The 25,147-nt window shown below is 71.5% G+C and carries 25 protein-coding genes and 4 pseudogenes; 14 read left to right on the top strand and 15 right to left on the bottom strand.

Translation table 11 applies throughout. From position 1 onward, the window contains the following. Window positions 1-47: 47 nt before the first annotated feature. Entirely contained in the window at window positions 48-1,127 is a 1,080-nt protein-coding gene (locus OG302_RS06135) for a trans-acting enoyl reductase family protein (RefSeq protein WP_371525790.1), read from the top strand. Here the strand turns inward: OG302_RS06135 and OG302_RS06130 are convergent. Then, window positions 1,124-1,720, bottom strand: coding sequence for a TetR/AcrR family transcriptional regulator (locus tag OG302_RS06130; protein ID WP_371525789.1), 597 nt, complete (start codon window positions 1,718-1,720; stop codon window positions 1,124-1,126). The two genes, OG302_RS06135 and OG302_RS06130, sit on opposite strands and share 4 nt — an antisense overlap. A 221-nt stretch (window positions 1,721-1,941) precedes the next feature. Here OG302_RS06130 and OG302_RS06125 point away from each other — a divergent pair, with 221 nt between their 5' ends. Next, window positions 1,942-2,310 (top strand): hypothetical protein, encoded by a 369-nt coding sequence (locus tag OG302_RS06125; protein ID WP_371525788.1) that lies wholly within the window; start codon window positions 1,942-1,944, stop codon window positions 2,308-2,310. Between the two features lie 28 nt (window positions 2,311-2,338). Here the strand turns inward: OG302_RS06125 and OG302_RS06120 are convergent, their stop codons facing one another. The 4 genes and pseudogenes from OG302_RS06120 to OG302_RS06105 form a co-directional block, all read right to left on the bottom strand. Then, the gene (locus tag OG302_RS06120) at window positions 2,339-2,599 is read right to left on the bottom strand and encodes a hypothetical protein (RefSeq protein ID WP_371525787.1); all 261 of its coding nucleotides are present in this window, start codon (window positions 2,597-2,599) and stop codon (window positions 2,339-2,341) included. Between the two features lie 69 nt (window positions 2,600-2,668). Further along, window positions 2,669-2,971, bottom strand: coding sequence for a carboxypeptidase-like regulatory domain-containing protein (locus OG302_RS06115; protein ID WP_371525786.1), 303 nt, complete (start codon window positions 2,969-2,971; stop codon window positions 2,669-2,671). A 10-nt stretch (window positions 2,972-2,981) separates the two neighbouring features. After that, window positions 2,982-3,914, bottom strand: coding sequence for a serine protease (locus tag OG302_RS06110; RefSeq protein ID WP_371525785.1), 933 nt, complete (start codon window positions 3,912-3,914; stop codon window positions 2,982-2,984). A gap of 274 nt (window positions 3,915-4,188) precedes the next feature. Then, window positions 4,189-4,266 (bottom strand): annotated as a pseudogene (locus tag OG302_RS06105) (VOC family protein); the annotation flags it as partial. A 259-nt stretch (window positions 4,267-4,525) separates the two neighbouring features. On the opposite strand from OG302_RS06105, the gene OG302_RS06100 reads away from it, so the two are divergent. From OG302_RS06100 to OG302_RS06080, 5 genes are all read left to right on the top strand, one after another. After that, complete coding sequence (locus OG302_RS06100; protein ID WP_371525784.1) at window positions 4,526-4,927, top strand: BlaI/MecI/CopY family transcriptional regulator; 402 nt, start codon at window positions 4,526-4,528, stop codon at window positions 4,925-4,927. 6 nt (window positions 4,928-4,933) lie between these two features. Next, window positions 4,934-5,866, top strand: coding sequence for a M56 family metallopeptidase (locus OG302_RS06095; RefSeq protein ID WP_371525783.1), 933 nt, complete (start codon window positions 4,934-4,936; stop codon window positions 5,864-5,866). A gap of 210 nt (window positions 5,867-6,076) precedes the next feature. After that, window positions 6,077-7,414, top strand: a complete 1,338-nt coding sequence (locus OG302_RS06090; RefSeq protein ID WP_371525782.1) for a hemolysin family protein — start codon at window positions 6,077-6,079, stop codon at window positions 7,412-7,414. Further along, the gene (locus OG302_RS06085) at window positions 7,411-8,436 is read left to right on the top strand and encodes a hemolysin family protein (protein WP_371525781.1); all 1,026 of its coding nucleotides are present in this window, start codon (window positions 7,411-7,413) and stop codon (window positions 8,434-8,436) included. Before OG302_RS06090 ends, OG302_RS06085 begins: the two co-directional genes overlap by 4 nt. 151 nt (window positions 8,437-8,587) lie before the next feature. Further along, window positions 8,588-9,730 (top strand): acyltransferase family protein, encoded by a 1,143-nt coding sequence (locus OG302_RS06080; RefSeq protein ID WP_371750025.1) that lies wholly within the window; start codon window positions 8,588-8,590, stop codon window positions 9,728-9,730. On the opposite strand, the pseudogene OG302_RS06075 reads toward OG302_RS06080, so the two are convergent. Beyond that, a pseudogene (locus OG302_RS06075) lies at window positions 9,669-9,890 on the bottom strand (helix-turn-helix domain-containing protein); the annotation flags it as partial. The gene OG302_RS06080 and the pseudogene OG302_RS06075 sit on opposite strands and share 62 nt — an antisense overlap. On the opposite strand from OG302_RS06075, the pseudogene OG302_RS06070 reads away from it, so the two are divergent. Next, window positions 9,888-10,103: pseudogene (locus tag OG302_RS06070) on the top strand (cupin); the annotation flags it as partial. The pseudogenes OG302_RS06075 and OG302_RS06070 sit on opposite strands and share 3 nt — an antisense overlap. A gap of 92 nt (window positions 10,104-10,195) precedes the next feature. After that, entirely contained in the window at window positions 10,196-10,444 is a 249-nt protein-coding gene (locus tag OG302_RS06065; protein WP_371525780.1) for a holin, read from the top strand. Here OG302_RS06065 and OG302_RS06060 read toward each other — a convergent pair. The 4 genes and pseudogenes from OG302_RS06060 to OG302_RS06045 form a co-directional block, all read right to left on the bottom strand. Then, window positions 10,441-12,072: an ABC-F family ATP-binding cassette domain-containing protein gene (locus tag OG302_RS06060; protein ID WP_371525779.1), complete on the bottom strand. Its 1,632-nt coding sequence runs from the start codon at window positions 12,070-12,072 to the stop codon at window positions 10,441-10,443. The two genes, OG302_RS06065 and OG302_RS06060, sit on opposite strands and share 4 nt — an antisense overlap. A gap of 31 nt (window positions 12,073-12,103) precedes the next feature. After that, window positions 12,104-13,117, bottom strand: a complete 1,014-nt coding sequence (locus OG302_RS06055) for a hemolysin family protein (RefSeq protein WP_371525778.1) — start codon at window positions 13,115-13,117, stop codon at window positions 12,104-12,106. Further along, complete coding sequence (locus OG302_RS06050; RefSeq protein ID WP_371525777.1) at window positions 13,114-14,445, bottom strand: hemolysin family protein; 1,332 nt, start codon at window positions 14,443-14,445, stop codon at window positions 13,114-13,116. Before OG302_RS06050 ends, OG302_RS06055 begins: the two co-directional genes overlap by 4 nt. 181 nt (window positions 14,446-14,626) lie before the next feature. After that, a pseudogene (locus OG302_RS06045) lies at window positions 14,627-15,118 on the bottom strand (GNAT family N-acetyltransferase); the annotation flags it as partial. A gap of 83 nt (window positions 15,119-15,201) precedes the next feature. Between OG302_RS06045 and OG302_RS06040 the strand changes: the two are divergent. Together OG302_RS06040 and OG302_RS06035 are read left to right on the top strand one after the other, a co-directional pair. Continuing rightward, window positions 15,202-16,773 (top strand): PQQ-binding-like beta-propeller repeat protein, encoded by a 1,572-nt coding sequence (locus OG302_RS06040; RefSeq protein ID WP_371525776.1) that lies wholly within the window; start codon window positions 15,202-15,204, stop codon window positions 16,771-16,773. Between the two features lie 57 nt (window positions 16,774-16,830). Next, complete coding sequence (locus OG302_RS06035) at window positions 16,831-18,456, top strand: PQQ-binding-like beta-propeller repeat protein (protein WP_371525775.1); 1,626 nt, start codon at window positions 16,831-16,833, stop codon at window positions 18,454-18,456. A gap of 76 nt (window positions 18,457-18,532) precedes the next feature. Here OG302_RS06035 and OG302_RS06030 read toward each other — a convergent pair whose 3' ends face one another. Both OG302_RS06030 and OG302_RS06025 read right to left on the bottom strand, forming a co-directional pair. After that, window positions 18,533-21,097 (bottom strand): ABC transporter permease, encoded by a 2,565-nt coding sequence (locus OG302_RS06030; protein ID WP_371525774.1) that lies wholly within the window; start codon window positions 21,095-21,097, stop codon window positions 18,533-18,535. A 14-nt stretch (window positions 21,098-21,111) separates the two neighbouring features. After that, the gene (locus tag OG302_RS06025; RefSeq protein WP_371525773.1) at window positions 21,112-21,975 is read right to left on the bottom strand and encodes an ABC transporter ATP-binding protein; all 864 of its coding nucleotides are present in this window, start codon (window positions 21,973-21,975) and stop codon (window positions 21,112-21,114) included. A gap of 196 nt (window positions 21,976-22,171) precedes the next feature. Here OG302_RS06025 and OG302_RS06020 point away from each other — a divergent pair, with 196 nt between their 5' ends. Together OG302_RS06020 and OG302_RS06015 are read left to right on the top strand one after the other, a co-directional pair. After that, window positions 22,172-22,399, top strand: coding sequence for an antitoxin (locus OG302_RS06020; RefSeq protein ID WP_371525772.1), 228 nt, complete (start codon window positions 22,172-22,174; stop codon window positions 22,397-22,399). Between the two features lie 4 nt (window positions 22,400-22,403). Beyond that, entirely contained in the window at window positions 22,404-22,775 is a 372-nt protein-coding gene (locus OG302_RS06015; RefSeq protein ID WP_361831402.1) for a fic family toxin-antitoxin system, toxin component, read from the top strand. Between the two features lie 24 nt (window positions 22,776-22,799). On the opposite strand, the gene OG302_RS06010 is transcribed toward OG302_RS06015, so the two are convergent. Further along, window positions 22,800-23,150, bottom strand: coding sequence for a VOC family protein (locus OG302_RS06010; protein WP_371525771.1), 351 nt, complete (start codon window positions 23,148-23,150; stop codon window positions 22,800-22,802). 50 nt (window positions 23,151-23,200) lie between these two features. Between OG302_RS06010 and OG302_RS06005 the strand changes: the two genes are divergently transcribed. Next, on the top strand, window positions 23,201-23,563 hold the full coding sequence (locus tag OG302_RS06005; RefSeq protein WP_361831398.1) for a VOC family protein: 363 nt from the start codon (window positions 23,201-23,203) through the stop codon (window positions 23,561-23,563). Between the two features lie 61 nt (window positions 23,564-23,624). Here OG302_RS06005 and OG302_RS06000 read toward each other — a convergent pair whose 3' ends face one another. Then, the gene (locus OG302_RS06000; RefSeq protein WP_371525770.1) at window positions 23,625-24,296 is read right to left on the bottom strand and encodes a class I SAM-dependent methyltransferase; all 672 of its coding nucleotides are present in this window, start codon (window positions 24,294-24,296) and stop codon (window positions 23,625-23,627) included. Window positions 24,297-24,418: 122 nt separating this feature from the next. Next, window positions 24,419-25,147, bottom strand: a complete 729-nt coding sequence (gene bioD, locus OG302_RS05995) for a dethiobiotin synthase (RefSeq protein WP_371525769.1) — start codon at window positions 25,145-25,147, stop codon at window positions 24,419-24,421.

Here is a 25,147-nt window from a genome sequence, read left to right as displayed (position 1 = left end):
CATGGTGCGTGCAGGGCGCACCGCCCTCCGGACACAGGGAGCCAACGATGAGCAACACCCCTTTCACGACTGCCGTTTCGGACGCCGGTGTGCGACCCGAGGGACGGACGGTCGCCGTCGTCGGCGCGTACGGCCACACCGGCCGCTTCGTCGTGGCGGAACTGCTGCGCCGCGGCGTCACACCGATCCTCGTGGGAAGGGACCGGGAGAAGCTCGAAGCGCTGCGCGGCCTGGCCCCCGGCGCGCCGGTGCGGGTGGCGTCCACGGAGGACGCGGCGTCCCTCGACCGCGCACTCGACGGCGCGTCGGCGGTCGTCAACTGCGCCGGACCGTTCCTGGAGACGTCCCTGCCCGTCGCCGACGCGGCGCTGCGCGCAGGCATCCCGTACCTGGACGTCGCCGCCGAACAGGGCGTCAGCGCCGCCCTGTTCGACACCTACGGCGACCGTGCGCGAGAGGCGGGCGTCGTCATCGCCCCGTCCCTGGCGTTCTACGGTGGCCTGGGCGACCTGCTGGCCACCGCGGCCCTGGGGGACTGGCCGGACGCGGACGAGATCACTCTCGCGTACGGCCTCGACAGCTGGCACCCGACCCACGGCACCCGGCGCACCGGCGAGACCAACGCCGGGCAGCACCTCGTGTACACCGGGGGTGAACTGCGTCCGTTCGACTACTCCCCGGACGTCTTCCCGTGGGACTTCCCGGAGCCGCTGGGCACCCAGGACGCCTCGGCGTTCGCGACGGCCGACCAGGTGACCCTGCCGCGCCACGTGCGCACCCCCGAGGTGCGGGCGGTGATGAACCTCGCGCCGCTGCGGGACATCCGGGCCGAGGACACCCCGGAGCCGCGGCCCGCCGACGCCGTGGGGCGTTCCGCGCAGACCTTCCTCGTCGAGGCGGTCGTCCGGCGCGGCACGGAGACCCGCCGCGCGGTCGCCGGCGGACAGGACATCTACGCCGTGACGGCACCGCTCGTGGTGGAGGCTCTGGAGCGCGTCCTCGACGGACGGGGCGGGGCGCCGGGCGTGCGGGCGGCCGGGGAGGCGTTCGACGCCGCGGACTTCCTGCGTGCGCTCGCCCCCGAACACCTCACGCGGCTCGACCTGCCGGCGAGGCCGGCCGTCTAGTCCGGCCGCAGCGAGCGCCAGATCCGGTCGGGCAGGAACCGTGCGGCTTCGTTGAGATCCATGTCGTACGTACTGGCCAGCCAGCGGTGCGCGGCCTCGGCGACCGGCCCCATGACCAGGACCTCGATGACGGGGGCGGGCAGGGGTGCGATCTCGCCCGCCGCGACCCGCGGCAGCATCCATTCCGCGATGACCGCCAGCTTGTCGGCCTTGGCCCCGCGGATCTGGTCCGCGTGCGCCGCGAGGTAGCCCGAGTGGGCGGAGGCGTGCAGGAAGAGGGCGGCGTCCGGGTGCTCCTCGGTGAACCGCAGATAGGCGGTGACCAGGGCGCGGACGCCGCCGCGGGCGGTCCGCGCAGGGCCGAGGGCGGCGATCATCTCGTCGAAGAGCTGCTCGACGCAGCGGGTGTACAGCGCGGCGGCGAGGCCGTCGATGCTGCCGAAGTGGTGGTAGAGGCTGCCGAGACTGACGCCGCCCGCCGCGGTCACCGCGTTGACGGTGAACCCGGGCCTGCCCGACGTGGCGTACACCTTGAGCGCCGCGTTCAGGAGCCGGCCGACGGTGGCTTCGCCGCGTTGCTGCTTAGGCGACATATCGCGCCGTGCCCGCTCTGCCACTAGGCGTCATGATCGGAGACTATCCCATGAAACTAGAGCAGGTATCTAGAAATCCACTCCACAAAACACTCCACGATCGAGCCGACACGCCAGCGCTCCGGGGGTCGCCGGATCCGCCGCGTCGGATGACATGCTGAAACGATCAGCGAAGTCGAGATCGCCGGTGAAACCTGGACCACGCGAAGGGCAAGTGCGAAGTGCTGACCGTGCTGGTGCTGGCCGCCGATCACCGGGCGAGCGACCTGATCCCGCAGATCGAGGCCGTCCCCGGCGTGTACGTCATCTCCCAGACGGACGACAGTTTCCTCGCCATGGCGCGGGCCCGCGCCCTGCTGCCCGACGTCCTGGTCATCGACCTCAGCGCCCGCTTCGCCGGGGACGCCGCGACGGTCATCGACCAGGCCCGCCAACTCCGGCCGCCCAGCCACATCCTGGTCCACTCGGGCGACTCCGTGGTGGGAACCATCTCCCCCGCGGGGGCGGTCGGACCCGCTTCCCCCGGCTCACCGCCGGGGCTCGCGGACGCGCTGGGGCGCCTCGCCGGCGACATGGCCCCGCCGCCATGACCCGGCGGCCGCGCGGGGCCAGGCCTCCCTACGCCTCCGCGACCCGCACCGAGAGCCCGTAGTCCAGCTCGGACCCGTCGACCAGGAGCGCCTCGACGGTGCGGGTCGCGGGATCGATGTCGGCCTCCATGCCGTCACCCGCGTACCGGGGGAACCCGGAGGCCCCGGTCTCGCCCGTGGCCACCACGACGGCCGAGCGCAGGGCGTCGCGGGCGTCGGTCGTGCTCACGCCGTCCCCCGAGAACTCGGGAACCACCAGGATCTCGAAACGCTGCGGGTCAGTGTTCATGCTCGTGACGCTAGACAGGAGTCGCGCCGCACGCACGTCCACCGCTGCCGCCCGGCGCGGAACACGCCACTACCCGAGGGTCAGGTCGACCCGCAGCCGCCCCGGCGCCGCGGCCCCCGCGGACGGCTCGACGCGGACGGTGGCCTCGGCCGTGCCGGGCGGGCCCATGAGCGGGTCCGCCCGGCACAGGAGCGTGTACTCGCCCGCTGAGGGTGCGCCGAGGGAGAACCGGCCCTCGGCGTCGGTCAGGGCAGCGATGTCCGGCAGGGGCTGTGGCCCGTCGCTGAACAGGACGTGCGCGCCCGTCACCGGGGCGCCCGACGTGTCGCGGACGACGCCGCTGATCTCCACTGCCCCGCCGCTGCCGTTCATGGGTTTCCGCTCACGCCTTCCATGCCACGTAGTTGTTGAAGACCGGTGTGGTGAACCGGGTCCCCGAGTTCACCCGCGATCCGCCGTAGGCGTGTATCGCGAAGCCGTAGCGGCCGCTGCTGTCGATGCGGTAGACGGAGCTGCCGCTCTGCCCACCGGCGGTGTCGATGTCGTAGTACACCTTGCGCGCGGCCACCGAGTCGATCCCGCGGGCCCCGTACCAGAGTGTCCCGGACGGCTTGTCGCCCGGATAGCCGGCGATGTTCCCGGTGGTCTTGAGCAGGTCCGAGTCCGAGTAGACGCCGAAGCCGAACCAGCCCGTGGTGGAGCCGATGTTGGACGGCGTGATGATGGCGCCGTAGTCGAAGTTCTCGTCGCCGTTCTCGGTCCAGCCGATCACGGAACGGAAGCTCGTGCAGGTGATGCTGCCGTACGGCAGCGAGGCGCCGTTGCGTCCGGGCATGACCTGGATGCTCTTCACCCAGCCGTCCCGGCCCGCCACGCCGCTGCCCTTGATGTAGACGACGTGACCCGCCGTGGCGAGCGTGTGTGGTCCGAGGAGCCAGCCGGTGCCCTGGTAGAGGGCGTTGTCGCGGGCCGTGATCAGCAGGTAGCAGTGCACTCGCCACGGGTAGACGCTGGTGGTGCTGATCTGTACGCGGTCATCCGGACCGTGCACCGTCTCCTGGGCCGGCGGCGGCGCGCCGAACGACGCTTCCCCGATGTCGGGCAGGGTGGCGGTCGGGGCGGTCCAGGCCTCCGGGGCGAAGTGCTCCGGACGCCGGTAGCCCTCCACGTGCTCCAGGCCCTCACCCGTCGAGTGCTGGGCCTCGCCCTGCGTCCCCTCGGAGGGCGGCTGCAGGATCGCCTCCTGCTCGGTGGCGAGAGAGACGGCACTGTCCTCGGGCTCGTTCGATACTGCGCTGTGCGGGTCTTGCGGCATTCTGGATCACCCGGCTTCTCTCAGAGCTGCGATGTGATGCCTTTCCGAACGCCGCGGCCGCAACGTTTAGGGTCAATGCCCCTTCTACTGCTGCCGGAAGAGTGCCGCAATGAGCCTTTTGCGCCGACCCGTCGCGCGGGTGCACGCGCTTCCGGACGGTGCTGAACGCGCCGCACCGGGGCTCGGCTGCCCCGGCCCGGCACCCGCGCCCCGCCCGCCACGGGAGCGGCCGCGGCGCGACGCCGCAGGGGCGGGCCGGGGGTGGCCGAAGACGCTAGGGGCGGGCGTAGGGCCGGGTCATGATCTCCATGTTGTGGCCGTCCGGGTCGGCGAAGTACGCGCCCCGGCCGCCGGGCCCAGGACGACGGCGATGAACTCGGCCGACAGCTGCCGGCCCTTGGCGTGGACAGCGGTGTGGTTCAACTGGACGGTTGTGACAGGGGAAAGGGAGTCGTGCGACATGTGTGGCTTCTCTCATGTCCGCCGACGGCCGGTGCAATGCCCTTTTGCGCGTGCACGATCATGGGCCCGTGCCGTGCCTGACGCGCCGACCACCGGCGTCCGGGCGTTAGCCTCGTCCCGGACGGCAAGGCAGTGGAAGGGAGACGGGCGTGGCGGAGCAGCGGCGGCGTTCCCGGCGGCGGGGGCAGGGTGAGCTGGAGGCGCAGGTCCTGTCGGCCCTGCGCGAGGCGGAGGGTCCCGCGACCGCGGGCTGGGTGCAGGAGCGGCTCGGCGGGGACCTCGCGTACACGACCGTCGTGACGATCCTGAGCCGGCTCCTGGGCAAGGGGGCGGTGACCCGCGAGCGCGCGGGCCGCTCCTTCGCGTGGACGCCCGCGGCCGACGAGGCGGGCCTCGCGGCACGCAAGATGCGCAAGGTGCTCGACGGCGAGGACGACCGGGAGGCGGTCCTCGCCAGCTTCCTCACCGCGCTGCCGCCGGGCGACGAACAGCTGCTGCGCGAGCTCCTGCGGCAGGCCGAGGCGCAGGCCGCGACGGAGAGGGACGACTGAACCGTCATGGGGATGTTCGTCCTTCTGCCGCTGGTGCTGCCGCTGACCGCCTGGCCGGTCGCCCGGCTCGCCGAGCAGCGTCTGCACCCGCGGACCGCGACCCGGCTGCTGACGACGGTCGCCGCGGTCATGGCGCTCTGCAGCACCCTGTGCCTGGGCCTGCTGATGGTCGTCGGCACGGCCCAGCTGCCCGGGAACCCGCTGCCGGACGGCTGGTCGGACCCCGAGGTGCGCGCCGCGGTCCCGTACGACGAGATCGCGGGACGCCTCGCCATTCCGGGGCTGCTCGCCGTGGCCCTGGCGTGCGGCAGGACGCTGTGGCGCCACCACCATGTCCGGCACGCCGCCCACCGCGCCCTGGCCGGGATGCCCGGCACCGCCGTCGCCGTCCTGCCAGACGACGTGCCCTACGCGTACGCGCTCCCCGGCGGTACCCGCGACCGGGTCGTCGTCACCACCGCCCTGCTCGACTGTCTCGCACCCGCCGAGCGACGCGCCCTGTTCGCCCATGAACGCGCCCACCTCGCGACCCGGCACCACCGCTACCTCCTCGCCGTGCAGCTGGCCGCGCGCGCCAATCCGTTCCTGCGCCCGCTGCGCACCGCCGTGTCGTACACCACCGAGCGCTGGGCGGACGAGGACGCCGCCCACGCCGTCGGCGACCGCAAGGCCGTCGCCCGCGCGATCGGCAAGGCGGCACTCCACTCCCGGGGCGCCCCGGCCCCGACCCTGGCCGGACTCGCCGCGCCGGGGCCCGTGCCCCGCCGGGTCGCGGCCCTCCTCGGCCCGGCTCCCACGGCGCGCAGCTGGCCGTCCCTGTTCACCGCGGTGGGACTCGCCGCGTGGGCGGCCACCGCGGGGGCGGCGGCCTCCGCCATGTCGTCGGCGAACTCCGCCGTGACGATGGTCCTGATCCTGCACGCGGCCACGCCGCTCTAGACGCGAAGGACAGGGCCGCCACGCTGCCGGTTCATTTTGCCTTTCCTTTACAGTGGCCGTAGAAGCCCTACCGCTTCCACGCCACCGCCCTCGTACGACACCACGTACGAGTACGAGAAGGAGCCACGGACCCGCAATGGGTGAGCCTCCCAGTACGAACCGTGTCACGTCCCGCCCGCTGTCCGAGCGCGAGGGAACGGGGGTGGCACGGTGACCGAGATCCTGCTCCTGCTGCTCGCCCTGCTCCTCACGCTCGCCTGCGCGCTCTTCGTGGCGGCCGAGTTCTCCCTGACCACCGTCGAGCGCGGTGACCTGGAGCGCGCCGCCGCCGCGGGGGAGCGGGGCGCCGAAAGCGCCCTGAAGGCGGTCCGGCGGCTGACCTTCCAGCTCTCCGGGGCTCAGCTCGGCATCACCGTCACGTCGCTGGTGATCGGCATGCTCGCCGAACCGTCCCTCGCGGCGCTCCTGCGCGGACCTCTGGAAGCGGCCGGTCTCGGCGGCGCCGCCCCGACCGTGGCCACCCTGCTCGGTGTGGTCCTCTCCACCGTGGTCCTGATGGTCGTCGGCGAGCTGGTGCCGAAGAACTGGGCGATCTCCCGGCCGCTGGCCGTCGCCAAGGTGGTGGCGGCACCGCAGCGCGGCTTTACCGCCGCCTTCGGCCCGTTCATCCGGCACCTGAACAACACCGCGAACCACGTCGTACGCCGCTTCGGCCTGGAGCCCGCCGAGGAGCTCGCCTCCGCGCGCACCCCCGAGGAACTGGTCGCCCTCGCCCGGCGCTCGGCCGCCGAGGGCGCCCTGGAGGCGGACTCCGCCGAACTGTTCGTCCGCACCCTGCACCTGAGCGAGCTGACCGCGGAGAACGTGATGACCCCGCGGGTGGACGTACGGGCCCTGGAGGCGCACGCCACCGCGGCCGACGCCGCGAACCTGACGCACGCCACGGGCCTGTCCCGCTTCCCCGTCTTCCGCGACAGCCTGGACGAGGTCATCGGCACCGTCCACATCCGCGACGTGCTCGCCCTCGACCCGGCGAAGCGGCAGCTCACGCCGGTCACCGATCTCGCCACCGAGCCCCTGCTGGTGCCCGACAGCCTGCCCGCGGACCGGCTCCTGGAGCGGATGCGGGAGACCCGCACGATGGCCGTGGTCATCGACGAGTACGGCGGCACGGCGGGTGTGGCGACGGTGGAGGACATCGTCGAGGAGGTCGTGGGCGAGGTCCGCGACGAGCACGACCCCGTCGAGGTCCCCGACCTGCTGCCCTCGCGGACGGCCCCCGACGGCCGCACCGCGTGGGAGGCCGACGGCGGCGTCCGCATCGACCAGCTCGCGGCGATAGGACTCGCCGCGCCGGAAGGCCCGTACGAAACCGTGGCCGGACTGATCGCCACCCGGCTCTCCCGCATCCCGGCCGAGGGCGACGCCCTCGACCTCGACGGCTGGCAACTGGCGGTCCTGACGGTCGAGCACCACCGCGCCGACCGGATCCGCATCACCGAACCGGCACTCCACGTGCCCCGCCAGGCCGTGGAGGAGGCGCGATGACCACCCTGCAACTCGTCATCGGGGCCCTGACCCTGCTCACCAACGCGTTCTTCGTCGGCGCCGAGTTCGCCCTCATCTCCGTGCGCCGCAGCCAGATCGAACCCCGCGCCCAGGCAGGCGACAAGCGCGCCCGCGTCACCCTGTGGGGCCTGCAGCACATCTCCGCGATGATGGCCACCGCCCAACTCGGCATCACCGTCTCCTCGCTGGTGCTCGGCGCGGTCGCGGAACCCGCCATCGCGCACCTCCTGGAGCCCGGCTTCGAGGCGGTCCACATCCCGCACGCCCTGGTGCACCCGATCGCCTTCGTCATCGCCCTGACCGTGGCGACGTATCTGCACATGCTGATCGGCGAGATGGTCCCCAAGAACATCGCGCTCGCCGCGCCCGCCCGGACCGCCCTGCTGCTCGGCCCGCCGCTGGTGGCGCTCACCCGCGCGCTCAAGCCGTTCGTCTTCGGCATCAACGCCTTCGCCAACACCCTCCTCAAGCTGCTCAGGGTCGAACCGAAGAACGAGGTCGAGTCCGTCTACACCGACGACCAGCTCGCGCGCATGGTCGTCGACTCCAGCGCGGCCGGGCTCCTCTCGGCGGCCGACGGCGAGCGGCTGCGCGACGCGCTGGAGCTCGGCACCCGTCCGGTCGGCGAGATCCTCGTACCCGCCGCCAAGATGCGCACCGTCGACCACACGGTCACCCCGGCGCGTCTGGAGCGGGTGGCAGCGGACGCGGGCTTCTCCCGCTTCCCGGTCACCGGACCCGACGGCACCCTTCTGGGCTACCTCCACATCAAGGACACGCTCGGCATCGCCGAACGGGACCGGCCCTTCCCGCGCGGCGCGTTCCACGTGGTCACGCGGGTGCACATCGACACGCCGCTCGACGACACCCTCACCGCGCTGCGGGCCGCGGACAGCCATCTGGCCGCGGTCACCGGCGCGAGCGGCACGGTGCTCGGCTTCGTCACCATGGAGGACGTCCTGTCCGAGCTGGTCGGACCCTCACCGGCGACACTCGGCTGATTCACAGGTGGCGCGACTGTACGCGCGGGGGCTTCGGTGGCTAGGGTGCCCGTGATGTTCTACACAGGTGTAGCACCCGCATTCAACGCAAGACGCGAGACCGCGGGCCCGGGTTCCCCCGGGAGGTCCCGTGAGTGAGCCGGTCCGCTCGATGGACCGGACCGGAGCACTGCGCGCGCCGCTGCCCGCCGCGCGCAGTGCCTCTCCGCAGGCTCCGGCACCCACCACCGTGGCGCCGGAGCCTCCGGTCAAACGCCGGGACTCGTTCTTCGACAACGCCAAGTACCTGGCGATCGTCCTGGTCGCGATGGGCCACGCCTGGGAGCCGCTGCGCGGCGACAGCCGGGCGGCGGCCGCGCTCTACATCACCGTCTACACCTTCCACATGCCGGCGTTCATCGTCATCTCCGGCTATTTCTCGCGGAGTTTCGACGCGAGCCCGGGCCGGCTCAAGCGCCTGGTGACGGGCATCGCCGTGCCGTACGTCATCTTCGAGGTGGCGTACACCTTCTTCAAGCGTTACGCGGGCGACGACCCGGCATACCCGATCAGTCTGCTCGACCCCTGGTACCTCACCTGGTTCCTGGTCGCGCTCTTCGTCTGGCGCCTGACGACCCCGCTGTGGAAGCTGGTCCGCCGGCCCCTGCCGATCGCGCTCGCCATCGCGGTGCTCGCCTCGGTCTCGCCGGACATCGGCGACGACCTGGACCTGCAACGGGTGCTGCAGTTCCTGCCGTTCTTCGTCCTCGGCCTGTGCCTGAAGCCCGAGCACTTCCGGATCGTGCGTCGCAGGGAGGCCCGCATCCTGGCGCTGCCCGTCTTCGCGGCAGCCCTGCTGTTCGCGTACTGGGCGGCGCCGCGCATGAACGCCGCCTGGTTCTATCGCCGGGACAGCGCGCAGGAGCTGGCCGCGCCCGGCTGGTCCGGGGCCGTGATGACGCTCGGGATGTTCGGCTGCTCGGCGATCCTCGTCGCGTGCTTCTTCGCCTGGGTGCCCGGCCGCAGGCTCTGGTTCACCGTGCTCGGCGCGGGCACGCTCTACGGCTATCTGCTGCACGGCTTCGTCGCCAAGGGCTCCCGCTTCTGGGACTGGTACGAACTCGACTGGCTGCACACCCCGCTCGGCGAGATCACCGTCACCCTCGGCGCCGCGGCCCTCATCACCGTTCTCTGTACGCCACCGGTGCAGCGCCTCTTCCGGTTCGCGATGGAACCCGACATGGAGTGGGCGTTCAAGAACGACGCGAAAGCGGTGGCGCGGGACCGAACCGGCACCGGTACGCCGACGGGGTGAGCCCCGTGGCGCGGCGCATCAGGGCCCGCAGGTTGGCGGTGGTGCCGAGACCGCTGCGCCGGGCGACCGCATCGAAGGGCGCCACGCCCCGCTCGATCAACCACCAGGCCAGCGCGAGGCGCTCGCCGGTGAGCCAGGCCAGGGGCGTGGTGCCGAGCTGGCCCTACCGAGCGAACCGATCGCCCTGAGCAAGGCCCTGGCCTCCTTCGACGCCCTGTGGAGCCCCCGCATCGTCACCCGCGTCAACGACTACGACGTACGCGTGGCCACGGTCGAGGGCGACCACCTCTGGCACGTCCATGACGACACCGACGAGTTCTTCCTGGTCCTCGAAGGCGAACTGCGCATCTCCCTGCGCGAGTCCACCGGCGAAATCTCTGACAGGCCCGTCGACCTTCTGGGCATCGGCACACAACAGCGGTATGCCAAGGGTTGACCCGTCAACCACGAGAGGGTGGGCCAGACATGTGGACCGCTGGATTCTGGAAGGCCACCGCGGAGCGTGCGCTCCGTACCTTCGCGCAGTCGCTCGCCGCCGTCCTGGTCGCCGGGGCGACCACCCTCCTGGACGTCGACTGGAAGGCGGCGCTCGCCACCGCGGGAATGGCAACGCTGCTCGCCGTACTCACGGCGGTCGGCGCCGCGAACGTCGGAGCACACGGCCCCGGCATCACGGAAACGCCGACCGCCCGGCACGGGCAGGCCACACCCTAGGGCCCGGCCACCCGGCCGGACGTGACCGAGAGGCGCCGGCCCCGGAACCGTTCCCGCAGCCGCCGGTCGTGGGAGACCACGATCAGCGTGCCCCGGTATTCCGCCAGTGCCTCGTCGAGTTCCTCGACCAGGGCAGGGGAGAGGTGGTTCGTCGGTTCGTCGAGCAGGAGCAGGTCGGCCGGGCGGGTCACCAGGCGGGCGAGCGCCAGGCGGCGGCGCTGACCGACGGAGAGGCCCTTCACCGGCACGGTCAGGTCCTCCTCGCGGAACAGGCCGAGCGACAGGAGTGCCTCCGCGTGGTCGTCGGGCGGCCCGGCGAGCCCCGCCGCGAAGGCGTCGAGCAGCGGCCTCGCCGTGTCCTCGTCGGCGATGTACTGGACTTCCTGCGGCAAGTATCCGATGCGGGCCGGGAGTTGGACCTCGCCCCGGTCCGGGGCGAGCGCTCCGGCAAGGACGGCGAGCAGCGTCGACTTGCCCGCGCCGTTCACCCCGGTCACCAGTGTGCGCGAGCCCGGATCGAGGATCAGCCGGTCGACCGCCAGGCGCTCGCTCACCACGACATCCGTCAGCGCGACCGGGCGTACGAAGGGATGGTCGCCGCCCGCCAGGCCGTCACCGGCCGTGAAGTGCAAGGGGTCGGGCGGGCGCGGCACCGGCTGCGCCCGCAGCCTGCGCAGCCGCTCGCGGGCGTTGCGCACGATCCCGGAGAGCTGGCCCTCCACCGACCGCTGATGGCCCGCGAAACGAGGGCTCTCGCTCATCCGCCAGCCCCCCGAGAGCCGGTCGGAGCCGCCATCGGCGAGCCGCTCCTGGCGCGCGACCTCATCGCTCCACTCGCGGTAGCGCTCCTCCCAGCGGCGCCGGGCCGTGGCCCGCTGCTCCAGGTAGCCGTGCCAGCCGCCGCCGAAGCGGGCCACGGACCTGCGGTCGCCGTCGACCTCGACGATCACCTCGGCGACCCGGTCCAGGAAGACCCGGTCGTGGGTGACGGCCACGACCGTGCCCCGGTGCGCGCGCAGCCGCTCCTCCAGCCAGCCGAGCGCCTGGTCGTCCAGGTGGTTCGTCGGCTCGTCCAGGAGGAGCAGCTCGGGCCGCGGGGCCAGGACGCACGCGAGCGCGAGGCGTGCCGCCTCGCCCCCGGACAGCGATCCCAGGGTCCGCGCACGGTCCAGATGCGGGACGCCCAGACCGTGCAGCGCCGCGTCGAGGCGCGCGTCGGCGCGGTAGCCGTCACGTGCCTCGAAGGCGGCGATGAGATCCCCGTACGCGGCGAGTCCGTCGGGTCCCGCCGCGCCGAGTGAGTCCTCCGCCTGCCGGATCCGCCGCTCCAGGTCCCGCAGTTCGGCGAGCGCGTCGTCCACCGCGTCCTGCACGGTGGCGTGCGGCGGAAGCCGCAGGGTCTGCGCGAGATGGCCGGTGCCGCCGTCCGAGACGACGGCCACCTCACCGTCGGCGGGCGCGAACTCGCCGGCCATCAGGCGCAGCAGCGTCGACTTGCCCGAGCCGTTCTCACCGATGACGCACGCCTTCTCGCCGGGGCGCACCGAGAGGGAGATCCGTTCGAGCACGGGCCGCTCGGGATAGCCGTACGACACGTCGCGCAGGACGAGTTGACTCACGGTGCGCATCCCCCTCGCTTCAGAGCGCTTCGGCCGGGCCTCAGACGGGCTGACCGAACAGCTCCCTGAGTACGTCCTCCATCGTGACCATGCCGGCCAGCCTGCCGTCCGAGCCGAGCACCGCCGCCACGTGCGTGCGGCTGCCGCGCATCGCGGTCAGCACGTCGTCCAGCGGCGTGGCCTCACGGACCTGGGCGATCTTGCGCATGTCCGGCACCCGGAACGGCAGATCGCGCGGCATCCGGTCGAGCGCGTCCTTGACGTGGAGATAGCCGACGATGCGACGGCCGTCGTCCACGACGGGGAAGCGCGAGAAACCCGACTCCGCCGAAAGCCGCTCCAGCTCCTCGGGCGTCACGCCCACGCGGGCGTAGACCACGCTCTCCAGCGGCAGCACCACATCCCTGACGGGACGACGGCCCAGCTCAAGGGCGTCGTGCAGCCGCTCCTGGGCGCGGTCGTCGAGCAGGCCCGCGTCACCGGAGTCCTTGACCATCCGGGCGAGTTCGTCGTCCGAGAAGGACGCGCTCACCTCGTCCTTCGCCTCGACCCTGAGCAGCTTCAGGAGGCCGTTGGCGAACGCGTTGATCGCGAAGATGACCGGGCGCAGCGCCCGTGCGATCGCGACCAGCGGCGGACCGAGCAGCAGAGCCGTGCGCACCGGCTCGGCCAGCGAGATGTTCTTGGGGACCATCTCGCCGAGCAGCATGTGCAGATACGTCGCGACCGCCAGGGCGATGACGAACGAGATCGGGTGGACCAGACCGTGCGGCACCCCGACACCGTCGAAAATCGGCTCCAGGATGTGCGCGATCGCGGGCTCGGCGACGATGCCGAGCACCAGCGTGCACAGCGTGATGCCGAGCTGCGCTGCGGCCAGTAGCGCCGAGACGTGCTGCAGGCCCCACAGCACGCTCTTGGCACGCCGGTCGTCGTCCTCGGCGTACGGCTCGATCTGGCTCCTGCGTACGGAGATGAGGGCGAACTCGGCGCCCACGAAGAAGGCGTTGACGACGAGGGTCGCAAGGCCGATCAGCAACTGGATGACGGTCATCGCTCCTCCTCCTGGTGGTCGTCGTGCAGGGGCGCGTGCAGCAGGACGCGGGCCGCGCGGCGGCCGCGGGCGTCCACGACGTCGAGCCGCCAGCCGCCCACCTCCAGGCTGTCGCCCTCGGCAGGGATACGGCCGAGCTCGGTCGCGACGAGTCCGGCGAGCGTCTCGTACGGCCCGTCCGGCGCGCGCAGGCCGACGCGGGCCAGCTGGTCGGTGCGGGCCGAGCCGTCGGCGGAGTACCGCGTCCGGCCGTCGTCGTCCGTGCCGTCCGAGGCGATGTCGGGCGTCTCGTGCGGGTCGTGCTCGTCCCGTACCTCGCCGACGACCTCCTCGACGATGTCCTCCAGGGTCGCCACGCCGGCCGTGCCGCCGTACTCGTCGATGACCACGGCCATCGTGCGCTTGCCGGAGAGCCGGTCGAGCAGGCGGTCGACGGTCAGCGACTCCGGTACGAGGAGCGGCTCGCGCATCAGCTCGGCGACGGGGTAGCGGGCCCGGCGCTCGGCCGGGATGGCGAGGACGTCCTTGATGTGCGCGACGCCGACGACCGAGTCGAGGTTGCCACGGTAGACGGGGAAGCGGGACAGGCCCGTCGCCCGGGTGGCGTTCGCGACGTCCTCGCAGGTGGCCATCACGTCGAGGGCCATGACCTGGACCCGCGGCGTCATCACGTTCTCCGCGGAGAGGTCGGCCAGGTTCAGGGTGCGGACGAACAGCTCGGCGGTGTCCGCCTCCAGGGCGCCCTCCTTGGCGGAGTGCCGGGCGAGTGCCACCAGCTCCTTGGGGCTGCGGGCGGAGGCCAGCTCCTCGGTGGGCTGGATGCCGAAGCGGCGTACGGAGCGGTTGGCGGTGTTGTTCAGGTGCGCGATGAAGGGGCGGAACAGGGCGCTGAACCAGCGCTGCGGGGTCGCCACCCGTTTGGCGACGGCCAGCGGCGACGAGATCGCCCAGTTCTTGGGGACCAGCTCACCGACGACCATCAGGAAGACCGTCGACAGAGCCGTGCCGATGACGAGGGCGATCGAGGAGGCCGCCGATGCGGGGATGCCCAGGGCACGCAGCGGGCCCGAGATCAGCTTGGCGATGGAGGCCTCGGAGAGCATGCCGACGACCAGGTTGGTGACGGTGATGCCCAGCTGGGCCCCGGAGAGCTGGAACGTGAGGTTCTTGACGGCCTTGAGGGCGCCGGCGGCACCGCGCTCGCCGCGTTCGGCGGCGCGCTCGAGCTCGCTGCGCTCGACCGTCGTGAGGGAGAACTCGGCCGCGACGAAGACACCACAGGCCAGCGACAGCAGCACCGCCACAAGGAGCAGGAGCACTTCGGTCATCGGGTCACCTCCGTCCCATGATCGGACAGGAGGCGGGGGAATGCGCGATGTCGGGTACTGGGAGGCTCGCCCATGGGCGGACGCTCACACCTTTCGTAGAGGGCCGAGTGGTCCGTCCATTTTAAAGGATCAGCAAAGCCCACTCGGGCGGACCGGACACGGGTACCCGCGGTCCGGCCGCTCAGGCGGTGAGGTGCTTCACCCAGCGGCTCCACTGCGGCTGGGGCGCGTAGCCCGCGGCATGCCATGTGTGATGGGCCTGCTCGTTGCGGTTGAGGACCATGGCGTCGCCGCGACGCCCGCCCAGGCCCACGAAACGCTCCTCCGCCGCGGCGAGCAGCGCCGAGCCGATGCCCTGGCGGCGGTGGTCCGGGTGCACGGCGAGGCGGTAGAGGTGGCAGCGCCAGCCGTCGAAGCCGGCTATCGCGGTGCCGACGAGGAGGCCGTCGCGCTCGGCGAGCAGCAGGGCCTCGGGGTCGCGGGCGACGAGGCGCGCCACCCCGTCCTGGTCGTCGCTGATGCTCGTCCCTTCCGCGGCATCGCGCCAGAATCGCAGGACGGGGTCGATGTCCGAAGGGGTCGCGCAGCGGATGCGGAGATCACTCATGGAGAGATGTAAGCAGGCCCGCCGCCTGTCCGGCCAGCGATTTCTGCCGGTCCTGCTGGTGCCGTCCGGCGCGGAACGGAAACCTGCGTTAAAAACTTTTTCTAGAAAATGTCTCTAGATAGGGTGCTCCTTGGTCCAGAATCTCGGTCATGGTCAATCGTGAGTCCGAGCCGGTGCATCAGCCCGTGCCCGGCAACCCCTACGTCCAGCCGGCGCCCCCGGCCGGCACCCCGCGAAAGCTCCGCTACGCCCTAGGTGCCGGCGCCGTCGCCCTGGTCCTGATCGGTGTGGGTCTCTACGCCGTCACACAAGCAGACGGAGACGGGGACGGGAGCGGTTCCCGTCGGCCCGTGGCCGGGCAGACACGTCAATCGCCGGACGGCGGGCGGGAGTCGGCCGGTCCCGGGCAGGACGCCGGCCCCGACGCCGACGGGAAGGACGAGGGGTCGGGCGCCGTGATCGACGTCAACGCGGGGCGCAAACCGGGCGAGGCCAAGGCCTGGGTCGCGATGAACGACATCAAGCTGCCGGGCAAGGGCGCACAGCTCCTCGACCTCTGGCACGTGGACGGGATCGTGGCGCAGGCCGAGTACGACGAGGTCACCGGGTACCGGACCGCCGACGGCTCCAAGGCCTGGTCGGTGCCGCTGCCCGGCACGGTCTGCGACACCCCTGTGAACCCCACACCGGACGGCAAGGTCGTCGTCGTGTACACGAAGCGGAAGTCCGAGCGGAACACGGAGTGCGACCAGCTGCGGATGATCGACCTGAAGACCGGCGAGAAGGGCTGGCACAAGGAGCTCGTCGACGGCGGTTTCTGGGACGACACGAGCATGACGCACGTCTCCATCACGGGCAGCACCGTGATGGTCGACCAGAGCGCCACCATGCGCGGCTACCGGATCGGCGACGGCAAGCGGCTGTTCACCACCGAGCGGGAGCGCAAGGGCGGCTGCTCCCTGGACGGCGTCGCGGGCGGCTCGCAGCTGCTCCAGGTGGAGGGCTGCCAGCCGGGCAGCCCCAGCACGCACGGCCGCCTCAAGAAGCTCGATCCCCGCACCGGTGACGTCAAGTGGAGCTACCGGACGAAGAAGGGCTGGAACATCCGGAAGGTCTACTCCGTGGACCCCGCCGTGATCGTCGTCCAGAACCGTGACGAGATGGACGAGTGGGCGGCCGTCGCCGTCGACGACAAGGGGAAGCAGCGCTCCTGGATCCGCCTCGACAAGGGCCCGGACGTCTTCTCGATGTGTGCCGGGGCGGGTGACTCCGGCGAGGGCATGCAGAACTGTCCGGGTGCCGCCGTCGGCGCGGACACCCTTTATCTGGCGAGCGAGCCCAAGGACGGCATCCTCGGGCCCAACAAGATCGTCGCCTTCGACCTCCGTACGGGGAAGTCGAAGTGGACCGGCTCGGTCGGGGGCGGGCGGCAGATCACGCCGGTCGCGGTGACCGGGGGCGACCGGCCCGGACTGATCTCCTACGCGTTCGCGCAGGACGGCAAGAGCGGTCAGACCGTGCGGTTCGGCCCCAAGGGTGGCAAGCCCGACGTGCTGCTGCGGCACACCTCGTCGGCCCAGGAGATGGAATCCGGGATGCTCGCGGGCAACACCCTGTACGCCGACGGGCGGTTCTTCGTGACCCCGACGCGCCTGGAAGGCAAGGCGCACGGCGGCAAGGGGGAGGAAGGCAGCGCCCGCATGCTCTCCTTCGCCCGGTGAGGCCCCGGTCGAGCAGCAGACATCCCCACCCCCACCCTCACCAGCAGTGGAGTCACGATGACGCAGCCCCCGCCACCCCCTGAGCAGCACCCCCAGCACCCCCAGGGCCCGATGCCCCCGCAGCAGGGAGCCTTCGGTCCACCTCCACAAGGCGCCTTCGGACCGCCCCGGCAAGGGCAGGCACCGGGCTTCGGCCCGCCTGCCGCCCCGCCGCCGGACGGCTTCGGCCCTCACCAGGTCTACCAGCCGATACCGGGGCCCGCGCGATCACCGGGCGGAGGCGGACGGCCCGGCCGCCGCACCGCGATCGTCGTCTCCGTCGTCACCGCGATCGCCCTGATCGTCGGCGGCGGCGTCTGGTATGCCACTTCGGCGGGCGGCGGCTCGAAGGACAAGACCGCGGCCAAGCCGGGCGGCGACAATGCGGCACCCAAGTACGAGAAGCCGAAGGAGACGGCACCGAAGGCCCCCAAGGCCTTCTTCACGACCAAGGCCCTCCAGCCCAAGTTGCCGAAGGGGGAGACCACTTGGAAGGCGCAGGGGTCCTGGCTCACCGACAAGGTGTACGCGAAGGCCTCGGTCGAGGCGATCGTCGGCGTCGATGCCACGTCGGGGAAGGGGCTCTGGCGCCTGCCGAAGCCGGGGGAGTCCTGCGCGGGCTCCCCGGATGTCGGCAAGGGCAACATCGCCGTTGTCGTCACGGGGGCGAAAGTGCATGACGACAGGGGCTTCAAGGACGCGTGCACCGAGGTCACCGCCTTCGACGTGGACACCGGCAAGAAGCTCTGGACCAAGTCGATCACCATCGGCTACCAGAAGAAGAAGACGGCGTTCAACCAGGTCACCATCACCGGTGACACGGTCGCCGTCGGAGGCCTCTACGGTGGCGCGGCTTTCGACCTGCGCAGCGGCGATGTGCGGTGGGAGCCGAAGCAGGGGGACAAGTGCCGCGACGTCGGGTACGGCGGCGGCGAGCGGCTCCTGGCGGTCCGCTCCTGCGGTGACTACGGATCGGAGCGATTCCAGGTCCAGCTCCTCGACCCCACCACGGGAAAGTCGAAGTGGACCCACAAGCTGCCCGCGGGCGTCCGCAGCCCCAGCGTGGTCTCCACCAAGCCGGTGGTTCTCGCTCTCGACTCCGGTGAGATCAGCTCGTCCGGCGCCACGGACGTCTTCTCCATCGACGAGAAGGGCGAGCGGCGCACGAGGATCGCGCTGCCGGACGACAAGTACCTGCACGAGTGCGGCACCGTGTCCATCGTCCAGGACTGCCGGGGCATCGTGGCGGGCAACGACAAGCTCTACGTCCCCACCGAGCAGCGCGACGGGGCGAAGGAGTACTCGTCGACGAACGACATCGTCGTCTTCTCCCTGGCCACCGGAAAGACCACGGGGGAGAGGGTGGAGGCGGGCGACAGCTCCCCCATCTTCCCGATCCGCATGGACGGCGGGAACGTACTCGTCTACAAGAGCGGCCCGTACGCCCAGGTCGTCTCCCTCGACGGCAGGGACCTGAAGAAGGAGACGGTGCTCCTCGACGCCGGCACCCGGCCGACCGCGCTGCCGCCCCTGATCTCCGAACTGCGCTTCCACCGCAACAAGCTGTTCCTCAGCTCCGATCTGCTCGGCCAGTACTCCGACGACAAGAAGACGATCATGATGTTCGGATTCGCCGCCAAGTAGCTCGCCAAGTAGCTCGCCAAGCAATCCGCCAGGCCCGGCCGCACGCGCGGCCGGGCTATTGGCTCACTCATGTGGCTCACTCGTGCGCGATGGCCGCGAGCACATTCATGCGTGATGCGCGCAGCGCGGGCAGCAGGGCCGCCGCCAGACCGACGACCACCGAGCCGGTCAGCACCGCGATCACCGTCGTCCAGGGGACCGCGAACGCCGTCATGCCCTGCAGGGCAAGGACTTGCTGTGCCGAGACGCCCCACACCAGGCCGAGTGCGAGTCCGAGCAGCGCCCCGAACACCGCGATCACCACCGACTCCAGGCGGATCATCCGGCGCAACTGCCGCCTGCCGAGCCCGATGGCGCGCAGCAGACCGATCTCGCGGGTGCGCTCCACGACCGACAGGGCAAGGGTGTTGACCACGCCGAGGACCGCGATGATGATCGCGAGGCCGAGCAGCGCGTAGACGAGATAGAGCATCACGGCGATCTGCTGGCGGATCAGGTCCTTGTAGTCGGCCTGGTCGCGGACCTGTACCTGCGGATACGGGTCGAGCGTCTTCTCGAGCCGGTCGCGCAGTGTGTCCGTGTCCGTGCCCGATGCCGCGTTGACGTACAGCGCGGAGTCCTGGCCGCCCGGCACGTACTTCTCGACGGTCTTCATGCCGAAGAAGATCCCGCCCTCGACGCCGAACCCCTCGGCTCCCGGCTGGTCGGTGAGCGCGCGCACCGTCAGCTCCGTCTTGCGCCCGCCGGGGAACTCCACGGGCAGCCTGGAGCCCATCCGCGCCTTGTGGTCCCGCGCGAAGTCCCGCTGCATGGCGATGCTTCCGGGCGCGAGCGCCCGGGCGGTGCCGCCGTCGGTGTACGTGACGCGGGCGACGTCGTCGAGGCGCGGGTCGTAGCCCGCCGCGGTCGTCTCCACGTTCTTGCCGTCCGGCATGGACACCTTGACGGGAGCGAACCGCTGGCGCACGACGAGCCCGGCGCCCTCGGTGTCCCGCACCTTCTCGGTGATCTCCTGCGAGAAGGGCATGAAGTTGCTGTTCTGTACGACGAAGTCGGCGCCCAGCGTCTTGTCGATCTGCTCGTCGAACGACTTGGTCATCGACGCGCTCGCCACGGACATGCCGCACACCAGGGCGAGGCCCACCATCAGCGCGGCGGCCGTGGCACCCGTACGGCGTGGATTGCGCAGCGCGTTGCGCTGGCTCATCCGGCCGACCGAGCCGAACAGGGCGGGGAACGCGCCGCCGAGCACCCGGATCACCGGGCGGACGAGGAGCGGTCCCGCGACGACGGTGGCGATCAGGGTGAGGACGAGCCCGAGACCGAGCAGGGACGCCGCCGATGAGGTCTTCTCGGCGGTGGCACAGCCCACGAGCGCGGCGGCGCCCGCCGCCGCGACGACCGCGCCGGCCACCGCGCGGATCTTCAACGGCCGTCCCACGCCCGCGATCTCCGCGTCGGCGAGTGCCGCCATCGGCGAGACCTGCGCGGCCCGGCGTGCCGGGAGATACGCCGCGACGAACGTGACGCCGACCCCGACGACGTACGAGACGACGGGTGTTCCCCACCCGATGACCATCTCGGTGGACTTCAGGTTCATCCCGAACAGGCCCATCAGCTCGATGAGTCCGGCCGCGAGCCCGATCCCCGCCGCGAGACCGACCGTCGAACCGACCACGCCGAGCAGTACCGCCTCGGTCAGCACGGAACGGCGGACCTGCCTGCGGTCGGCGCCGAGCGCACGCAGCAGGCCCAGCTCGCGGGTGCGCTGCGCGATCAGCATCGAGAAGGTGTTGACGATCAGGAAGATGCCGACCAGGACGGCGATCCCGGCGAAGCCGAGCATCACGTACTTGATGACGTCCAGGAAACCGCCCAGTTTGGATGCCGCCGATTCGGCCTGCTCGTCCGCGGTCTTGAGGTCGTAGCCCGAACCCAGTTCGGCGCCGATACGGCGCTTGAGCTCGGTGTCGCTCACGCCGGGGGCGGCGTCCGCCGAGATGCCCGTCGCCGCGTCCTTGTCGCCGAGGAGTTCGCGCTGGGCGGTGGCGGTGTCCAGGAAGACCAGGGCGGCACCGGGGTTGGTGGTGGTGAAGGTGACGATGCCGACGACCCTGACCTTGAACGAGCCGGGCGCGGCGAGCACCGTGAGGGTGTCGCCGATCTCGATGTCCTTCTTGTCGGCCGTGTCCGCGTCGAGCAGCGCCTGGTGGCTGCCGCGAGGAGCGTGCCCCGAGGTGAGTTCGACGGGGCTGCGGTCGGTGACCTGCCAGTTGGTGGCGATGGTGGGGGCGCCGGTGGTGGAGCCCACCGGGTCGTTGTCGCTGTCGACGACCGTGATGTTCTCGACGGCCGCGTCGACACGGGTCCTGGCGACCCCGTCGACCTCGGCGACACGGTCGGCGAGCTTCGCCGGGACCGTCGGTGTCTGCCCCGAGGGCACCGCCTCGTCGAGGTTCTCCTTCGGCTCGACGGTCACATCGGCGGACGTCGAGGCGAAGAGCCGGTCGAAGGTGCGGGCCACCGTGTCCGAGAAGATGAGGCTGCCCGCTACGAACGCCACCGAGAGGATCACGGCGAGTGCGGAGAGCAGCAGTCGGCCCTTGTGCGCGAGGAAGCTCCTGAGCGTCGCCTTCAGCATGGCCGCGGGCCGCCTCAGTCCCGGTCCGGCGAGCTGTCGGCGTGCTGACCGCCGTCGTTTTCGGGACGGCTCTCCTGTTCGGGACGGCTTTCCTGGGGCACCATTTGGATCACTTCGAACTGCTTGAGACGTTCCAGGACCGACTCCGCCGACGGGCGCGGCATCGTGTCGACGATGCGGCCGTCCGCCAGGAAGAGCACCAGGTCGGCATGGGCGGCGGCGCCGGGATCGTGGGTCACCATCACGACGGTCTGCTCCAGCTTGTCGACGGCCTCGCGCAGGAAGCCGAGCACTTCGAGGCCCGCGCGCGAGTCGAGGTTGCCGGTCGGTTCGTCCGCGAAGATCAGTTCGGGGCGCGAGGCGAGCGCACGCGCGCACGCCACGCGCTGCTGCTGGCCGCCGGAGAGCTCGGCGGGCCGGTGCTTGAGGCGGTCGCGCAGGCCGAGCGTCCCGATGACGTGGTCCAGCCACTCGCGGTCGGGGTGCTGGCCCGCGATGTCCATCGGCAGCGTGATGTTCTCTAGGGCGTTCAGGGTGGGGATGAGGTTGAAGGACTGGAACATGAATCCGATGCGGTCCCGCCGCAGCTGCGTCAGCTCCCGTTCCCTGAGCCCGGTGATCTCGGTGTCGCCGAGCCACACCTGTCCCGCGGAGACCGTGTCGAGTCCGGCGAGCAGATGCATGAGCGTGGACTTCCCCGAGCCGGACGGGCCCATGACCGCGGTGAAACGGCCGCGTGCGATGTCCACGTCGACCGCGTCGAGGGCGAGCACGGCGGTCTCGCCGGAGCCGTACGCCTTGGTCAGACCGCGTGCCCGTGCGGCGACCCCGGCGGGTTCCGCAAGGCCCGTGGCCGATGTCGAAGCAGGTGTGGACAAGGCCGCCTCCTGGGTCGTAGCCGCTCCAACTCCCGTAATCCTGCCGAGAGTAGAGGGTGGGGACGGGTGCCGGTATCCCTCCAAGGTCGTGAACCGGAGACGTATGTAAGGGGCACTGGACCGGCGCCTCGTGTGCGCCTCTGCGCCCTCCCGTGCCCTCTTGCCGGGGCTAGCGCCCCGGCGCTAGCTTGAGGGAATGGCGAAGACCCAGTTGAACGTGCGGGTGGACGAGGACACCGCCCGGGCCGCCCGCGAGCGCGCGCTCGCCCGCGGCATGAGCGTGAACCGCTACATCGAGGAACTGGTCAAACAGGACGCAGGCGAGATCGGCCACACGTTCGTCGAGGCCGCCGCCGACTTCATGAAGCAGTACGAATCCGTCTTCGCCGAAGAGTTCGGTGCTGAGCGCGAGGGTCGTCGTTAAGCCCTTGAACCTCAGAATCGATCTTGCCTGGCTGTTGATGATCGCCGAACACAAGACGCCCGGAGACCCGCAGGTCACCGACTGGGGTGCCCTCGTGGCCGCCGTCAGCCGGCACGAGGCGGAGATCTTCGGCGTGCCCGTCTACGAGAGCCCGCACGACCGGGCCGCGGCCCTGCTCCAGGTCCTCCTGCACATCCCGGCGCTGGAACGCTCGAACGCCCTCTTCGCCTCGTCCGTCGCCTACGCCTATCTGGTCGCCAGCGGCATGAAGGTCGTCACCTCGCCCGAGCAGGTGCGTGAGCTGGCGCGCCTGGTGAAGGAGGACGGGGCGAGCGTGCGGGCCATCGCGGACGAGCTGCGGAAGTGGAGCCTGTAGCCGCGGGCCCACCCCGGGGGGCTCTCACAGATCGGTGGCCCGCGGGTGGCGCGGCTCGTACAGGCCGACCTCGCCGCCGCCGGGCAGCTTGAAGCGGGTGAGCAGGCCCCAGCCGGCGTCGGTGACCGGCGCGGTGAACTCCACGCCCCTGGAGGCCAGTTGCGCGACCGTGTCCTCCACGTCGTCGCACATCAGATAGAGCTCGTGCGACTCCGGGCCCGGCGTGGGATGGACGGCGGCTTCCGTCGGCGGCAGCTTGAAGATCAGCCAGCCGCCGCCCGCGTCCACGTGGGGGTACTCCAGTACGTCGCGGAAGAAGGCCCGGTCGGCCTCGGCGTCGTTGCTGTAGATGATGAGGTGTGCGCCATTGATCATGCGGCGAGGATAGGTTCGGCGGGAGAGAGCCGCACTTCAGGAGGACGCCCATGCCTGCCGCCATCCAGCCGATGATCATCACCCCGGATCTCGACCGTCTGCTGCGCTTCTACCAGGAACTCCTCGGGGCCGTGGAGGTGTCCAGGACCCCGGAGGAGGGGCCCGCGTTCTTCGTGGACCTGCGCATCGGGGACTCGGAGCTCGGCGTGGTCTCGGACACGAGCGTGCCCCTGGACTCGCCCCAGCGCATTCTCCTGAGCGTGGCGGTGCAGGCCGTGGACGACCTCCTGGAGCGGGTGGATTCCCTCGGTGGTGAGGCGCTCGGGCCCGCCAACGACATGCCGTGGGGGCAGCGCGTCGCGCACATCAAGGACCCGGACGGCAACGCGGTCAACCTCACGCAGGTGATCTGACGCCGGGCCCGTCGGCGCAGCTCGGTTCGGCGCAGCTCGGTTCGGCTCGCGCCCGGCCGTGTCAGTCGGTCTCCGGCCGCCGGGCGCTGCCCAGCACGCAGTAGGAGGAGGGCAGCCGCGGGCCCTTCGGGGGCACCAGCAGCTTCCGGTACGGGCCGATCTCGAAGCCGGCGGCGCGCAGGGCATCCAGGGGGTTCCGCGCGACGTGACAGCCGCCGAAGAGCAGGGGCCAGACCGTGCGGTCCAGGGCGCGCTGCGTGGCCGCCATCGCCGCACCCCCGGCTACGCCGTGCTCGAAGAACCGCAGCTCGCCGCCCGGCCGCAGGACGCGCCGCAGCTCGCCGAGGGCACGGGGCACGTCGCGCACGCTGCACAGGACCAGCGAGGCCACGGCGCCGTCGAAGGCCTCGCTCTTGACGGGCAGGGCCTCGGCGGCGCCGGGCACCACGTCGACCGGTACGTCGGCCCGCACGGCCGCGTCCGCGGCGAACTGGCGCAGGATGCGCTCCGGTTCGATGGCCACGACCTCGGCGACGGCCGCCGGATAGTGCGCGAAGTTCAGCCCGTTCCCCGCACCGACCTCGATCACCCGACCGGAGAGCCCGGCTAGCAGCTCCTTGCGGTACGTGGCGATGACGCGCTCGGCGGCCACGCTCTGCCGTGCGTAGAACCGGGCGAAAACGGGATGGTGCACCGCGTCCCGTGACACGGCCTTGGCGAAACGAGGTGACATGGGCCCTCCTCGGCGCAACGGATACCGCAATGGTGCCCCGGCACACCCGGTTTCCCCCACGCGGAGAGCTGCGAGGACCGTGGCGGCGCCGGAACGCGGGGCGTGGCGGCGCCGCCGGTGGTTCAGGGGGCGGGTGGTGCCTCCTGAGCCGTGAATGCCCGGGCGTCCCACGTGCCGCCCAGCTCCGGTCCCAGCCACGTGGCCGCACCGGTACGGAAGGCGGTGCGAGGGAGGGATCCTGCGCCCTCCGGCAGCGCGCCGAGGAGCGGGGTGCCCGCGGAGTGGGGCAGGTCCGCCAGGTTGCAGCGGGATGCCAGGTCGGGGGTGGCGGGCCAGCTGCCGACCGTCACGCCCAGCGGGGCCAGGCCGCGGGCCCGCAGTGCCTCCGTGGTGAGGGTCGTCGTGTTCAGCGTGCCGAGACCCGCGGTCGCGACCACCAGGACCGGGGCCGAGAGGAGCCGCGCCGCGTCGGCGAGGGTGGCGCCCTCGTCGTCGTACTGGACGAGCAGCCCGCCCGCGCCCTCGATCAGGACCAGGTCGTGGTCGACCGCCAACTTCGCCGCCGCCTCGGCCACTTCATGGGGGCGGACCTGCGCCATGCCCGCCCGCCGAGCGGCGGTATTCGGAGCCAACGGCTCCGGAAAGCGGGCGAGTTCGAGCGTCGTGATCTCGTCGCCCGCGAGCCGCGTCACCTCCTCCGCGTCGCCCGGCTCACCAGGGGCCACCCCGGTCTGCGCGGGCTTGAGCATGGCGACACTGCGCCCGGCGGCCAGCGCCAGGGCGGCCACGGCGGCCGTCGTCACCGTCTTGCCGATCTCGGTGCCCGTCCCGGACACCACGATGACCGTCAT

The sequence above is a fragment of the Streptomyces sp. NBC_01283 genome (assembly GCF_041435335.1).
Classification (GTDB): domain Bacteria; phylum Actinomycetota; class Actinomycetes; order Streptomycetales; family Streptomycetaceae; genus Streptomyces.
This window is presented reverse-complemented; position numbering and strand designations above follow the sequence as displayed.

Excerpts from the sequence above, each read along its gene's own strand:
- OG302_RS06030 (WP_371525774.1), bottom strand. The coding sequence starts at position 21,097 with ATGCTGAAGGCGACGCTCAGGAGCTTCCTCGCGCACAAGGGCCGACTG.
- OG302_RS06060 (WP_371525779.1), bottom strand. The coding sequence starts at position 12,072 with ATGCGCACCGTGAGTCAACTCGTCCTGCGCGACGTGTCGTACGGCTAT.
- OG302_RS06130 (WP_371525789.1), bottom strand. The coding sequence starts at position 1,720 with ATGTCGCCTAAGCAGCAACGCGGCGAAGCCACCGTCGGCCGGCTCCTG.
- OG302_RS06065 (WP_371525780.1), top strand. The coding sequence starts at position 10,196 with ATGTGGACCGCTGGATTCTGGAAGGCCACCGCGGAGCGTGCGCTCCGT.
- OG302_RS06080 (WP_371750025.1), top strand. The coding sequence starts at position 8,588 with ATGGACCGGACCGGAGCACTGCGCGCGCCGCTGCCCGCCGCGCGCAGT.
- OG302_RS06135 (WP_371525790.1), top strand. The coding sequence starts at position 48 with ATGAGCAACACCCCTTTCACGACTGCCGTTTCGGACGCCGGTGTGCGA.
- OG302_RS06020 (WP_371525772.1), top strand. The coding sequence starts at position 22,172 with ATGGCGAAGACCCAGTTGAACGTGCGGGTGGACGAGGACACCGCCCGG.
- OG302_RS06040 (WP_371525776.1), top strand. The coding sequence starts at position 15,202 with ATGGTCAATCGTGAGTCCGAGCCGGTGCATCAGCCCGTGCCCGGCAAC.
- OG302_RS06110 (WP_371525785.1), bottom strand. The coding sequence starts at position 3,914 with ATGCCGCAAGACCCGCACAGCGCAGTATCGAACGAGCCCGAGGACAGT.
- OG302_RS06035 (WP_371525775.1), top strand. The coding sequence starts at position 16,831 with ATGACGCAGCCCCCGCCACCCCCTGAGCAGCACCCCCAGCACCCCCAG.
- OG302_RS06055 (WP_371525778.1), bottom strand. The coding sequence starts at position 13,117 with ATGACCGTCATCCAGTTGCTGATCGGCCTTGCGACCCTCGTCGTCAAC.
- OG302_RS06095 (WP_371525783.1), top strand. The coding sequence starts at position 4,934 with ATGGGGATGTTCGTCCTTCTGCCGCTGGTGCTGCCGCTGACCGCCTGG.
- OG302_RS06115 (WP_371525786.1), bottom strand. The coding sequence starts at position 2,971 with ATGAACGGCAGCGGCGGGGCAGTGGAGATCAGCGGCGTCGTCCGCGAC.
- OG302_RS06085 (WP_371525781.1), top strand. The coding sequence starts at position 7,411 with ATGACCACCCTGCAACTCGTCATCGGGGCCCTGACCCTGCTCACCAAC.
- OG302_RS06005 (WP_361831398.1), top strand. The coding sequence starts at position 23,201 with ATGCCTGCCGCCATCCAGCCGATGATCATCACCCCGGATCTCGACCGT.
- OG302_RS06120 (WP_371525787.1), bottom strand. The coding sequence starts at position 2,599 with ATGAACACTGACCCGCAGCGTTTCGAGATCCTGGTGGTTCCCGAGTTC.
- bioD (WP_371525769.1), bottom strand. The coding sequence starts at position 25,147 with ATGACGGTCATCGTGGTGTCCGGGACGGGCACCGAGATCGGCAAGACG.
- OG302_RS06050 (WP_371525777.1), bottom strand. The coding sequence starts at position 14,445 with ATGACCGAAGTGCTCCTGCTCCTTGTGGCGGTGCTGCTGTCGCTGGCC.
- OG302_RS06000 (WP_371525770.1), bottom strand. The coding sequence starts at position 24,296 with ATGTCACCTCGTTTCGCCAAGGCCGTGTCACGGGACGCGGTGCACCAT.
- OG302_RS06010 (WP_371525771.1), bottom strand. The coding sequence starts at position 23,150 with ATGATCAATGGCGCACACCTCATCATCTACAGCAACGACGCCGAGGCC.